Here is an 11,293-nt window from a genome sequence, read left to right as displayed (position 1 = left end):
GCTTACTTTTGCGCTTTTCAAAAGTGAGCCGCCGTCAGGGCGGAACCCTAAGTGGCCGTTACCTAAATAACGGATATGTACGCGGTCAAATCCAACATCCCGGTCGGCTGTCAGGCCGTCGCGGGAGCACGCTTGCTCGCGAATGCGGTGGGCCAGCCATAGATGCATTCACTGACATACCCTATTCGCGAGCAAGCCCGCTCCCACATTATTTGCCTGGGACCTTTGCATGTATCAATTGATCCTCGGCGGCGCCCGTTCGGGCAAGAGCCGCCTGGCCGAAAAGCTTGCCGCACAGAGCGGGCTTGCCGTCATTTATATCGCCACCAGCCAACCCCTCGACGGTGAGATGAACGAGCGCGTCGCGCTGCACCGCCAGCGTCGGCCCGACCATTGGGGCCTGGTTGAAGAACCCATCGACCTGGCGCGCGTGCTGCGCGAAAACGCCGCCACTGATCGCTGCCTGCTGGTGGATTGCCTGACCTTATGGCTCACCAACCTGCTGATGCTCGAAGACCCGGCGCGCCTTGCATCCGAGCGTGATCACCTGCTGCAAACCCTGGCCTCGCTGCCGGGGGAAATCATTTTTGTCAGCAACGAGACCGGTCTGGGTGTCGTGCCGCTGGGCGAATTGACTCGCCGTTATGTGGATGAAGCCGGTTGGTTGCATCAAGCCTTGGCCGAGCACTGTCAGCGCGTTGTGCTGACGGTTGCCGGCCTGCCCCTGACTTTGAAAGGTACTGCGTTATGACCGATTCCTGGTGGCTCAACCCCTGCAAGACCATTGATGCCGCGGCCCACGAACAGGCGCTGGCGCGTCAGCAGCAGTTGACCAAACCCGCCGGCTCCCTCGGCCAGTTGGAAGCGCTGGCGGTGCAGCTGGCAGGTTTGCAGGGCCAGGCCAAGCCCTCGGTAGAACACCTGTGGATCGCGATTTTTGCTGGCGATCACGGTGTGGTCGCTGAAGGTGTATCGGCATTTCCCCAGGCGGTCACTGGCCAGATGCTGCAAAACTTCGTCACCGGTGGTGCGGCAATCAGCGTGCTGGCGCGGCAACTGCAAGCGCAATTGGAAGTGGTCGACCTCGGCACCATCACGCCGTCCTTGGATTTGCCCGGCGTTCGTCACCTGAATATCGGCGCGGGCACGGCCAATTTCGTCCATGGCCCGGCGATGACCCAAGCCCAAGGGCAGTTGGCCTTGCAAGCTGGACGAGACAGCGCACGCCGCGCCCTGGAAAGCGGTGCGCAACTCTTTATCGGCGGTGAGATGGGCATCGGCAATACCACTGCCGCCAGTGCCTTGGCCTGCGCATTGCTGGATTGCCAGGTCACTGACCTCACAGGCCCTGGCACCGGTTTGAATACCGCAGGGGTCAGCCATAAGGTCGCAGTCATTGAACGCGCCTTGGCGTTGCACGCCGGCCAGCGCAGTGATGCGCTGCAAACCTTGTTCAATCTCGGCGGTTTTGAAATAGCCGCGCTGGTCGGCGCCTACCTGGCCTGCGCCCAGGAAGGCATCGTGGTGCTGGTGGATGGGTTCATCTGCAGCGTGGCCGCGCTGGTGGCGGTGCGCTTGAACCCGGCGTGCCGCCAATGGCTGGTGTTCGGCCATCGTGGCGCCGAGCCGGGCCATCGCCATGTGCTGCACAGCCTCGAGGCGCAGCCGTTGCTGGAACTGGGCCTGCGCCTGGGCGAAGGCAGCGGCGCCGCGTTGGCGGTGCCCTTGTTGCGCCTGGCGTGTGCGCTGCACGGGCAGATGGCGACCTTCGCCGAAGCCGCCGTGGCGGACCGCCCCGCATGACCTTGCGCCTGGACCTGCTGCGCCACGGCGAAACCGAACTGGGCGGTGGCCTGCGTGGCAGCCTGGACGATGCGCTGACCGTCAAGGGCTGGCAGCAGATGCGTGACGCAGTGGTGGGACAGGGGCCATGGGATCGGCTGATCAGCTCACCGTTGCAACGCTGCGCTCTGTTTGCCCGGGAGTTGGGGGCACAGCTCGATGTGCCGGTGAGTCTGGAGGCTGATTTGCAAGAGCTGCACTTCGGCGCCTGGGAAGGGCAGAGTGCGGCCGCGTTGATGGACACCGATGCCCAAGGGCTGGGCTTGTTCTGGGCCAACCCCTATGCCTTCACGCCGCCGCAGGGCGAGCCGGTCATCCAGTTTTCCGAGCGCGTGCTTGGCGCTGTCGCCCGGCTGCATCAGGCCTATGCTGGCCAGCGCGTGCTGTTGATCAGCCATGGCGGTGTAATGCGCCTGCTGCTGGCCCAGGCGCGAGGGTTGCCCCGTGAGCAACTGCTGAATGTCGAAGTGGGTCACGGTGCCTTGTTCGGCCTGCAGGTTGCGGCCGATGGCGTATTGAAGGAAGGACGCTGATGATGCTGCCGTTCTGGATCGCCCTGCAATTTCTCAGCAGCCTGCCCATTCGCTTGCCGGGCATGCCGCAGCCTCAAGAGCTGGGCCGTTCGTTGCTGTTTTATCCGCTGGTAGGGTTGCTGTTCGGCGTGCTGTTATGGGGCCTCAACCAGGTGTTGCAGGGCGCCCCGTTGCTGTTGCACGCCGCGTTGCTGCTCACGGCCTGGGTGTTGCTCAGCGGTGGCTTGCACCTGGACGGTCTGGCCGACAGCGCCGATGCCTGGCTGGGTGGCTTTGGCGACCGCGAGCGCACCCTCAGCATCATGAAAGACCCGCGCAGCGGCCCGATTGCGGTGGTCACCCTGGGCTTGGTGCTGCTGCTCAAGTTCAGCGCCTTGGTGGCGTTGATCGAACAACACAATGGCGCCGCCTTGATCCTGGCGCCCTTGATCGGACGCGCTTCGATGCTGGCGCTGTTTCTCACCACGCGCTACGTGCGTGCGGGTGGTTTGGGCCAGGCACTGTCAGACCATTTGCCGCGAATTGTCGGCCAACAGGTGCTGATCCTCAGCGGGTTGGCCTGTATCCTGATCGGCGGCTTCAACGGCGGCATCGCGGTGTTGCTGGCGGCATTGTGTTTCGTGTGGCTGCGCCAGTTGATGGTCAAGCGTCTGGGCGGCACCACGGGCGATACCGCCGGCGCACTGCTGGAGCTGCTTGAAGTCGTGGTGTTGGTCGGGCTGGCGTTGTAACGCTTTCTTGCAATTGGTTAACTCCGGGTATATACACGCTCTATGCTTGCCTCCCAATGTTTATGCACCAACCTGCGACGCGCCGCCCGTGGCGTCAGCAGGCACTACGACGGCGCTCTCGACGGCTTCGGGATCAACGTTGCCCAGTATTCTCTGCTGTGTAACCTGCAGCGTCTCGACCAGCCGAGCATTTCCAGCCTGGCGGACGCCATGGGCCTGGATCGCAGCACCCTGGGGCGCAACCTGCGCGTCCTGGAAGGTGATGGGCTGGTGCAGTTGGTGGAGGGCGACGATTTGCGCAACCGCCTGGTGGTATTGACTGACGCCGGCCATGAACGGCTGGCCGCTGCGTTGCCGGCGTGGGAAGCAGCGCAACAGAAACTGATTGATAAGCTTGGCGCCGAAAAGCGCGAAATGTTGTTGGCCTTGCTGGATGAACTCGCCTGAACGGCGGTTTGTTCGACTACAAGCGGGTATATACCCGCGAACGGAGAATAAGAAATGACCTCGATGTGGCGCACCAGTGGTTGGGTCCTTTTAGGGAGTGCGCTGATCCTGGCGTTGTCCTTGGGCGTACGGCATGGCTTTGGCCTGTTTCTGGCGCCGATGAGCAGCGAATTCGGTTGGGGGCGTGAAACCTTTGCCTTTGCCATCGCTTTGCAGAACCTGATCTGGGGCTTGGCGCAGCCATTTACCGGGGCCTTGGCCGACCGTTTCGGCGCGACCAAGGCGGTGTTTGTCGGCGGGGTGTTGTACGCCGTTGGCCTGGTGCTGATGGGCATGTCCGACTCCGCGTGGTCACTGTCTTTGAGCGCAGGCTTGCTGATTGGCATTGGCCTGTCCGGCACCTCGTTCTCGGTGATCCTCGGCGTGGTCGGCCGCGCCGTAGCGCCCGAAAAACGCAGTATGGCCATGGGCATTGCCAGTGCGGCGGGGTCGTTCGGCCAGTTCGCCATGGTGCCCGGCACCCTCGGCCTGATTGGCTGGCTCGGCTGGTCGGCAGCATTGCTGGCGCTGGGCTTGATGGTGGCGCTGATCCTGCCGCTGGTCGCCATGCTCAAGGACCGGCCGCTGGCGGTCACAGTGGGCCAGCAAACCCTGGGTGAGGCGCTCAAAGAAGCCTGTTCTCACTCCGGCTTCTGGCTGCTGTCCTTCGGCTTTTTTGTCTGCGGTTTCCAAGTGGTGTTCATCGGTGTGCACTTGCCGGCGTACCTGGTCGACCAGCACCTGCCGGCCACGGTGGGCACCACGGTGCTGGCGTTGATTGGCCTGTTTAATGTGTTCGGCACCTATACGGCGGGTTGGCTTGGTGGGCGCATGTCCAAGCCGCGCCTGCTCACCGGCTTGTACCTGTTAAGGGCAGTGGTGATTGTGTTGTTTCTGTGGGCGCCGGTCACCGAAGTCACGGCCTATCTGTTTGGCATGGCGATGGGCTTTTTGTGGTTGTCCACGGTGCCGCTGACCAACGGCACCGTCGCGACCCTGTTTGGTGTGCGCAACCTCTCGATGCTGGGCGGGATCGTGTTCCTGTTCCACCAGCTTGGCTCTTTCCTCGGCGGATGGCTGGGCGGGGTGGTCTATGATCGAACCGGCAGCTACGATTTGATCTGGCAGGTGGCAATTTTGCTCAGCCTGCTCGCCGCCGCGCTGAATTGGCCGGTGCGTGAGCGGCCAGTGGCACGTATACAGGCGCAGATGGAGGCGGCATGAGCATGACAGCGCGTCTTATGCTGTTGGCAGGGGGGATGGTGTTGTTGCTGCTGGCATGGTGGGGCTGGCAGCGGGGCGGCCTGGCGTTGATGCAACTGGGCATGGCGATCTGTTAAGTTGTGGGTCTGAACCGACTCAAGGACTTTTGACATGCAGATGCGCTGGCTCGCTGTACCCGTCCTGATGGCTATTGGCAGCGTGGCGATGGCCGCCAGTTGCCCACCGTTGCTGGAGGGCCAATTGCCCAAGCTGCGGGCCAAGGAATCCATCGACCTGTGCCAGCAATTCGCTGGCAAACCCTTGGTGATCGTCAATACAGCGAGCTTCTGCGGCTTTGCTCCGCAGTTCAAAGGCTTGGAAGCGTTATATCAGCGCTACAAGGGCGAAGGCCTGGAAGTGATTGGCGTGCCGTCCGATGACTTCAAGCAGGAAGCCAAGACCGGTGAGGAAACCGCCAAGGTCTGCTACGTGAATTATGGCGTGACCTTCACCATGACCGAGCCGCAGAAGGTCAAGGGGCCGGATGCGGTGCACCTGTTCAAGGTGCTTGCGCAGCAGGCCGACGCGGCGCCGAAGTGGAACTTCTACAAGTATGTGGTGGATCGCCAGGGCAATGTGGTTGCCAGTTTTTCCAGCCTGACCAAGCCGGACAGTCCGGAACTGATCAAGGCGGTGGAACAGGCATTGGCTTCCAAACCCTGACCGCCAGCCAAACAAAAGCCCCGCCTCCTTCACAGGAGAGCGGGGCTTTTTTATACGGCTGCGGGTTAGAACTTGTAGGTCATGCCCAAGCCGAAACCGTTGGCGCTGTTTTCATACTTGGCGTTGTAGCTGGCCAATTGGTTGGAACGCGAAACCTTGACGTCCTCTTCCTTCAGGTAGGAGTAGGCCAGGTCAATGGTCATGTTATCCATGACCTGGTAGCCCAGGCCCAGGCTGAAGATCGTACGGTCGCCGGTCGGGATACGCGGCGAGCGATCCGTGTTGTTGGTCGGCGACTGGTCGAACGTCAGGCCGGTACGCAGCACCACCTGCTTGGTGAGCTGGTACGAGGTACCCACGGCGTAAGCCCAGGTGTCGTGCCAGTTCTGGTCTTCCTTGATCGTGCTGACCAGGCCTGGGGCAAGCGCGCCGCCAGTAGCGCCGCTGACGCCTTCGTTCTTGACGGTGATGTCTTTCAGGCGGCTCCAGCGTGTCCAGGTTGCACCGGCGTAGAGTTTCCACGCGTCGGTCAGGTCTTGAGTGACGGACAGGTCGTAGGACTCAGGGGTGTCGATTTTCAGCGAAGCGTCATAGCGGTTGCTGCGCAGGAACGGCGAGGTCGCGGTCGGTGCGGTGACTTCGGTGTGGCCGTCCAGCTTGTAGCTGACCTTGGAGTGGTAGGTCAGGCCGACACGGGTGGTATCGGTGGCTTGAACCAGCACGCCGATGTTGAAGCCCAGTGCGGTGTCGTCACCCTTGATCTTGATATTGGTGTCTGGCGCGCGAGGGTTCAGCGTCAGGTCCGATTCCAGGGTACCGGCAATGCGGTTGATGGTCGGGCCGAAACCTACGGAAACGCGATCGTTGAAGGCGTAGCTGACGGTCGGTTGCAAAGTGATGACTTTCACTTCGCTCTTGCTGCCAAAGCCACGGCCCTGGAAGCCGCTTTCGTAGTCGGTCACCAGGCCGAACGGCGCATAAACGCCGAAGCCGACAGCCCACTGGTCGTTGAGTTTATTGGTGTAGAAACCGAAAGGCACGGCAGTAAAAGGCACCATATCGCCTTTATTGCTGCCAGCGGAGCGGCCGCTGACATTGCTGATATCGGTGGAGGCATCAATGGCTGCAACGCCACCAGTGATCTGTTGGCCTTCCAGGCGCGCCATACCAGCAGGGTTACCGAACACAGTGCTCGCATCATCGGCAGAGGAAGAGCGACCTGCGAAACCGGTACCCATCCCGCTCACGCTCTGTTCGTTGAGCGCAAAGCCGCTGGCGAACAGTTGGGAGGATGCCATGGCAACGGCGAGGCTAAGTGTGGTCTTGAGCATTACTTTTTTCATTATTAGAACTCCGTGTGATCACCGCTGCGGAAAGTATCAATAAATTTCAGATCGCGCTATAGGCTGTAATGCTGGAGATAGAGCGGTTTTGTAGGACAATCCGACCAAAATTGCCGTTTTTTGCCGAATCTTGCAATTTGCTCGGTCAACAAGTTGCCTGTTTCATTGGGCTTACACAGGTTTGCCAGGCTTGAGTGAAATCTCGCAGGCGGCCCTGGGGGTGGAATATTTCTTTCCAGATACGCGCCATGGCCAGTACATCGCCGGGCGCGGGCAGGGCAGGACGATGTTGTTCCACCAACAGCCAGGCGATCGCCGTGGCGTAGCGCAGATTTACCGTCAACTCCAACTGGGGCGCGCTGAGGAACGCATGTTGGCTGGCTAGCCCACGCACCAGGCTGGCGCGTTCCGGGTCCAAGGCCAGGTAGCCATCCCAGAGGGCGCGGTGGCGGGGTTCGGTGATGCTGTAGAGGCCATGGCCGCGGCGGTCATGCAGCGCCGAGCCCAGTTCTGACTGGCTGGCGGCAATGCCCAGCAACAGGGATTCGGCTGTTGGGCTGTGACGGCCGAGGTACATCAGCGTCGGCCGGATCACATAACGACACAATTCACTGGCGGCAATACCCATACGAGCCTCAGTCCGTGCAAAGAGTGGACGAGCCTGAGAAGGGGAGCTTGGCAGCGGTGAATCGGATCTCAGGCCCGTCGTAAGCGGATCATGCCGCTTGAGTTGAAGTGTAGTGTCATATTCACGATGTAAAGGACTGTTTTTAAAAAATCTTCTGCAACCGGTTATAACGTTTATATCGATTTGTACTTAGCGCCACCGGCTCAAGGCCAAATTCCAGGCAATAAAAAACCCTGTTATTCAAACAGGGTTTTTTGAGTTTCAGCGACGCGGGTCGATCAGGCAGTCAGTGCCTGACGGGTACGATCGATCACGGCCTGCAGCGGTTCTGCGCTGGAGTATTGATCGGGGTACAGGCGTTCGCTGTGACGAGCGATGCCGTGTTCGTTGACCAGGGTGAAGCTGAAGCAGCCTTTGCGAGCGGCCATGATCAGGCAGTTCATTGGGGCAAAAGCGTTGGTGAGGGTGCGAATGGCATCCTGAGTGTGGATTTGAGCGTTCATATTATTGGTGTTCCTACAAATGACACGGATAAGAACCGTGCAACGTTAAAACGTTCCAGTAACGCTGATCACCATTGATCAAACGAAGAACCCGACTGGAACAAAGCAGCCAGTTTGAAGCGCTATTAAATTAGGCGCGCTTGGGCTGGCAGGTAGGTACTTAGGAGGGCAGGCAACACAACAGGGGCAAAGGTTCTGGGCCCGGGGTGAAGATCCTGATCAATTTGCAGGTTGGTTCGGTCAGAGTATTGGAACTTCGCGCCACCCTTTGTTTGTTCAAAGGCAGTGTCGTCGCAAGGAATACCTGGAAACCATCGAGGTGGTCGATCCCATGTGGTTCAGGGGACGTGTTCGACCAGAATTGACTTTCAGCTTGGTACTAACGCCGCGGATAGTAACGGATTGAAACAGGGAAGGGAAGGCTGATTGCAAAAAAACTTCGATCAGCCGCCGAGCAACTCGCGATACACCAGCACGGTCATGGACGCTGCCAGGGCGCACCCCAACCCGTAGGCGGCGAGCGTCAACCGCAAGGACTGCCCGGTCTCGATCATGCGGATCACATCGCCCATGTCGTTGATTCTGCCATCACTGAGTTCGATGCACAGAATCACGGCGGTAAAGGCGGCCGATAGCAGGATAGCAATAGCAAACAGTGCGCCGTCCGGCGAGGGGAGCGCGGCATTGATCCCAAGCGAGGTCGCGCAGATGGCCAGCAGCAGCCCGGCGAATAACAGAATTCCTTTCATCGGCCCTACTGGTTTGCATTGGCGGTGGCGCAGTGTGGCGAGCCGAGGCAGATTTGAAAAGCCCTTGGGTTTGCCCGCTCAGTAACATGTTTAACCGGTGTTGAATCAAAAAACGCCGACGATATAACCAGCCGATCGGGACTTGTGCACATTCGTGGCCAAGGGTGTAACCCTGCTGTCACGGGTGTGCAAGTGCGCCCATTTGCCTGTAATCAAAATTTAAGTCAATGAAAAGTCTCGCTTTTTTTTATTGGTGAAAAAATCGTCAGTTTGACTGCGGCCCCCGTTCCATGGGGCTTTGCGCCTGTTCAAGGGGGGTTGTCCACTGAGTTATCCACAGCTTCTGTGGATTGTCCCGAGCGCTTGCTCTAGGACGGGCGTGCAGGGTTTTTTCAGCTTTACCTGTACGAAAAAAAGAGTAGAGTGGCGCGCCTTCCGTTCTGCCCCACAGTGCTTTATGAAGTTTCGCTCAGTATCACCTTCTGTTACCGACACGCCCCAAACTGTTACCGCACCCAAGCGTTTTTCCTTGAAGGTCGCTTTGTGGCTGCTCGACAGCCCGCGCCTGGGGCAGAGTACCAATATCAAGCATCTTGCTGGACGCTTGCTCAAGCAGCCTGCCCGGGAAGGCGTGGTGGCCGCTCAGAGCCGTCTCGGCCAACTGATGTGCCGCGAGTGCGGAAACGCCCGTGACCGGCGCATCGGCCACGATTTGTTGCGTTCGGCTGCTCGCGCCGGCGACCGTCGCGCCCAGCGCGAACTGGGCCAGGTCGAAGACTGAGCTGTCCTGCGGCCTTAGGCTTGGTTAACCTTGCTCTTTTTCGGTGATGGCAGAAATGGCTATGGTGTTTGACTGGACCAGTATCGCCTTGGGGCTTGTAGGCGCAGCCGTGCCGCTACTGGCGCTGTGCTGGCAACTCCAGCGGCGCCTTACCGCACGCACCACCGGCTGGGAACTGCTGGAGGAACGCCTGGCGACCGCGCAACTGGCCCAGGAAGGGCTCGCCGCCCAACTGGACGCCAGCCGCGATGAGATCAGTGACCTGAGCCAGGCCAATGCCGCCAAGCAAGCCGATCTGGCGGCGCTGCGCCGTGAAGTCGAGCTGTTGCAGATCGACCGCGATAACGCCCGCGACGCCGCGCACGCCTGGAACCTCGACCGCAGCGCCAAGGAAACCGAACTGCGGCGCCTCGACGCCTTAGCCGCGGCCCTGAGCGCCGAACTGCGCGAGCAGCAAGAGAGTCATCAGCAGCGCCTCACCGACCTGCAAGGCTCGCGGGACGAGCTGCGTGCGCAATTTGCCGAGCTGGCCGGCAAGATCTTCGACGAACGTGAGCAACGCTTTGCCGAAACCAGCCAGGAACGCCTCGGCCAACTGCTCGACCCGCTCAAGGAACGTATCCAGTCCTTCGAGAAGCGTGTCGAAGAAAGCTATCAGAACGAAGCCCGTGAGCGCTTTTCCCTGGCCAAAGAGCTTGAGCGCCTGCAGCAATTGAACCTGCGCCTGTCGGACGAAGCCACCAACCTGACCCGCGCCCTCAAGGGCCAGAAAACCCAGGGCAACTGGGGCGAGCTGATTCTTGAGCGGGTGCTGGAGCACGCCGGCCTGGAGAAGGGCCGTGAATACCAGACCCAGGTCAGCCTCAAAGGCCCGGACGGCGAGCGTTTCCAGCCTGACGTGCTGATCATGTTGCCGGGCGACAAGCAGGTGGTGGTCGACTCCAAAGTCAGCTTGACCGCCTATCAACAGTACGTTGCGGCGGATGACGAGGTGATTGGCCAGGCCGCCTTGAAGCAGCACGTGCTGTCCCTGCGCAATCATGTCAAAGGCTTGGCCGGCAAGGACTACAAGCGCCTGGAGGGTTTGCACAGCCTGGATTTCGTGCTGCTGTTCGTACCGATCGAGGCCGCCTTTTCCGCGGCATTGCAGGCCGAGCCCAACCTGTTCCAGGAAGCCTTCGACCGCCATATCGTGATTGTCAGCCCCACCACCTTGCTCGCCACCCTGCGCGTGATCGACAGCCTCTGGAAGCAGGAACGCCAGAGCCAGAACGCCCGGGAAATTGCCGAGCGTGCCGGCTGGCTGTATGACAAGTTCGTGCTGTTTATCCAGGACCTGGACGAAGTGGGCAACCGACTGCAACAGTTGGACAAGGCCTACAGCGCGGCACGCAACAAACTGACGGATGGGCGGGGGAACCTGGTCAGCCGTACCGAGCAATTAAGATTGCTCGGCGCCCGCGCCAGTAAGAGCTTGCCGGCAGATCTGCTGGAGCGGGCAATGACCGATTCGGATGGCGTGGCGCATCTCCCGGAATAAACACGGACCTAAATTGTGGGAGCGGGCTTGCTCGCGAAAGCGTAATGTCAGCCAGCACATCTAACACTGAAACACCGCTTTCGCGAGCAAGCCCGCTCCCACACATAGATCGAGTTCAGCCCCGTCATAGGCATAGTTATCTACAACTATGCAGCGCTCAACGGTAACCACGATGCGAAGCGAGCCGCCCTTGATCTTGATCTGCTTGTGATCTTGATCTTAAGCGCCCCG

Annotated in this window: 13 protein-coding genes; 9 read left to right on the top strand and 4 right to left on the bottom strand. The window is 60.2% G+C overall.

Translation table 11 applies throughout. From position 1 onward, the window contains the following. Positions 1-229: 229 nt before the first annotated feature. The 7 genes from cobU to A7K61_RS28845 all read left to right on the top strand — a co-directional run bounded on the left by cobU (position 230) and on the right by A7K61_RS28845 (position 5,518). A complete protein-coding gene (gene cobU, locus A7K61_RS28875; RefSeq protein ID WP_044268425.1) occupies positions 230-751 on the top strand; it encodes a bifunctional adenosylcobinamide kinase/adenosylcobinamide-phosphate guanylyltransferase in 522 nt (173 codons plus the stop codon). Further along, positions 748-1,803 (top strand): nicotinate-nucleotide--dimethylbenzimidazole phosphoribosyltransferase, encoded by a 1,056-nt coding sequence (gene cobT, locus A7K61_RS28870; protein WP_069558882.1) that lies wholly within the window; start codon positions 748-750, stop codon positions 1,801-1,803. Before cobU ends, cobT begins: the two co-directional genes overlap by 4 nt. Next, complete coding sequence (gene cobC / locus A7K61_RS28865) at positions 1,800-2,375, top strand: alpha-ribazole phosphatase family protein (protein WP_069558881.1); 576 nt, start codon at positions 1,800-1,802, stop codon at positions 2,373-2,375. Before cobT ends, cobC begins: the two co-directional genes overlap by 4 nt. 2 nt (positions 2,376-2,377) lie before the next feature. Then, positions 2,378-3,106, top strand: a complete 729-nt coding sequence (locus A7K61_RS28860) for an adenosylcobinamide-GDP ribazoletransferase (protein WP_044268489.1) — start codon at positions 2,378-2,380, stop codon at positions 3,104-3,106. Positions 3,107-3,148: 42 nt separating this feature from the next. Continuing rightward, complete coding sequence (locus A7K61_RS28855) at positions 3,149-3,553, top strand: MarR family winged helix-turn-helix transcriptional regulator (RefSeq protein ID WP_044268436.1); 405 nt, start codon at positions 3,149-3,151, stop codon at positions 3,551-3,553. A gap of 54 nt (positions 3,554-3,607) precedes the next feature. Further along, positions 3,608-4,816 carry an MFS transporter gene (locus A7K61_RS28850; RefSeq protein WP_014719382.1) on the top strand — a complete coding sequence of 403 codons (1,209 nt, stop codon included), beginning with the start codon at positions 3,608-3,610 and terminating at the stop codon, positions 4,814-4,816. A 150-nt stretch (positions 4,817-4,966) separates the two neighbouring features. Next, positions 4,967-5,518, top strand: coding sequence for a glutathione peroxidase (locus A7K61_RS28845; RefSeq protein WP_044268443.1), 552 nt, complete (start codon positions 4,967-4,969; stop codon positions 5,516-5,518). 65 nt (positions 5,519-5,583) lie between these two features. Here A7K61_RS28845 and A7K61_RS28840 read toward each other — a convergent pair whose 3' ends face one another. From A7K61_RS28840 to A7K61_RS28825, 4 genes are all read right to left on the bottom strand, one after another. After that, a complete protein-coding gene (locus A7K61_RS28840; protein WP_044268446.1) occupies positions 5,584-6,861 on the bottom strand; it encodes an OmpP1/FadL family transporter in 1,278 nt (425 codons plus the stop codon). Between the two features lie 145 nt (positions 6,862-7,006). Then, on the bottom strand, positions 7,007-7,489 hold the full coding sequence (locus tag A7K61_RS28835; protein ID WP_044268450.1) for a hypothetical protein: 483 nt from the start codon (positions 7,487-7,489) through the stop codon (positions 7,007-7,009). 278 nt (positions 7,490-7,767) lie between these two features. Then, complete coding sequence (locus tag A7K61_RS28830) at positions 7,768-7,992, bottom strand: hypothetical protein (protein WP_003193022.1); 225 nt, start codon at positions 7,990-7,992, stop codon at positions 7,768-7,770. Positions 7,993-8,435: 443 nt separating this feature from the next. Then, entirely contained in the window at positions 8,436-8,741 is a 306-nt protein-coding gene (locus A7K61_RS28825; protein ID WP_032895920.1) for a hypothetical protein, read from the bottom strand. 457 nt (positions 8,742-9,198) lie between these two features. Between A7K61_RS28825 and A7K61_RS28820 the strand changes: the two genes are divergently transcribed. After that, a complete protein-coding gene (locus A7K61_RS28820) occupies positions 9,199-9,522 on the top strand; it encodes a hypothetical protein (protein ID WP_034128342.1) in 324 nt (107 codons plus the stop codon). Between the two features lie 175 nt (positions 9,523-9,697). Then, on the top strand, positions 9,698-11,062 hold the full coding sequence (rmuC, locus tag A7K61_RS28815) for a DNA recombination protein RmuC (protein WP_169918249.1): 1,365 nt from the start codon (positions 9,698-9,700) through the stop codon (positions 11,060-11,062). The last annotated feature ends 231 nt before the right edge of the window (positions 11,063-11,293 follow it).

The organism is Pseudomonas sp. AP42 (assembly GCF_001728935.1).
Taxonomy (GTDB): domain Bacteria; phylum Pseudomonadota; class Gammaproteobacteria; order Pseudomonadales; family Pseudomonadaceae; genus Aquipseudomonas; species Aquipseudomonas lactis.
Note: the sequence above shows the minus strand (reverse complement) of the source record. Positions and strands in the feature narration are given on the sequence as shown.

Coding starts and splice junctions, on each gene's coding strand:
- cobU (WP_044268425.1), top strand. CDS start 230: ATGTATCAATTGATCCTCGGCGGCGCCCGTTCGGGCAAGAGCCGCCTG.
- A7K61_RS28845 (WP_044268443.1), top strand. CDS start 4,967: ATGCAGATGCGCTGGCTCGCTGTACCCGTCCTGATGGCTATTGGCAGC.
- A7K61_RS28850 (WP_014719382.1), top strand. CDS start 3,608: ATGACCTCGATGTGGCGCACCAGTGGTTGGGTCCTTTTAGGGAGTGCG.
- A7K61_RS28830 (WP_003193022.1), bottom strand. CDS start 7,992: ATGAACGCTCAAATCCACACTCAGGATGCCATTCGCACCCTCACCAAC.
- A7K61_RS28825 (WP_032895920.1), bottom strand. CDS start 8,741: ATGAAAGGAATTCTGTTATTCGCCGGGCTGCTGCTGGCCATCTGCGCG.
- A7K61_RS28820 (WP_034128342.1), top strand. CDS start 9,199: ATGAAGTTTCGCTCAGTATCACCTTCTGTTACCGACACGCCCCAAACT.
- A7K61_RS28835 (WP_044268450.1), bottom strand. CDS start 7,489: ATGGGTATTGCCGCCAGTGAATTGTGTCGTTATGTGATCCGGCCGACG.
- A7K61_RS28860 (WP_044268489.1), top strand. CDS start 2,378: ATGCTGCCGTTCTGGATCGCCCTGCAATTTCTCAGCAGCCTGCCCATT.
- A7K61_RS28855 (WP_044268436.1), top strand. CDS start 3,149: ATGCTTGCCTCCCAATGTTTATGCACCAACCTGCGACGCGCCGCCCGT.
- cobC (WP_069558881.1), top strand. CDS start 1,800: ATGACCTTGCGCCTGGACCTGCTGCGCCACGGCGAAACCGAACTGGGC.
- A7K61_RS28840 (WP_044268446.1), bottom strand. CDS start 6,861: ATGAAAAAAGTAATGCTCAAGACCACACTTAGCCTCGCCGTTGCCATG.
- cobT (WP_069558882.1), top strand. CDS start 748: ATGACCGATTCCTGGTGGCTCAACCCCTGCAAGACCATTGATGCCGCG.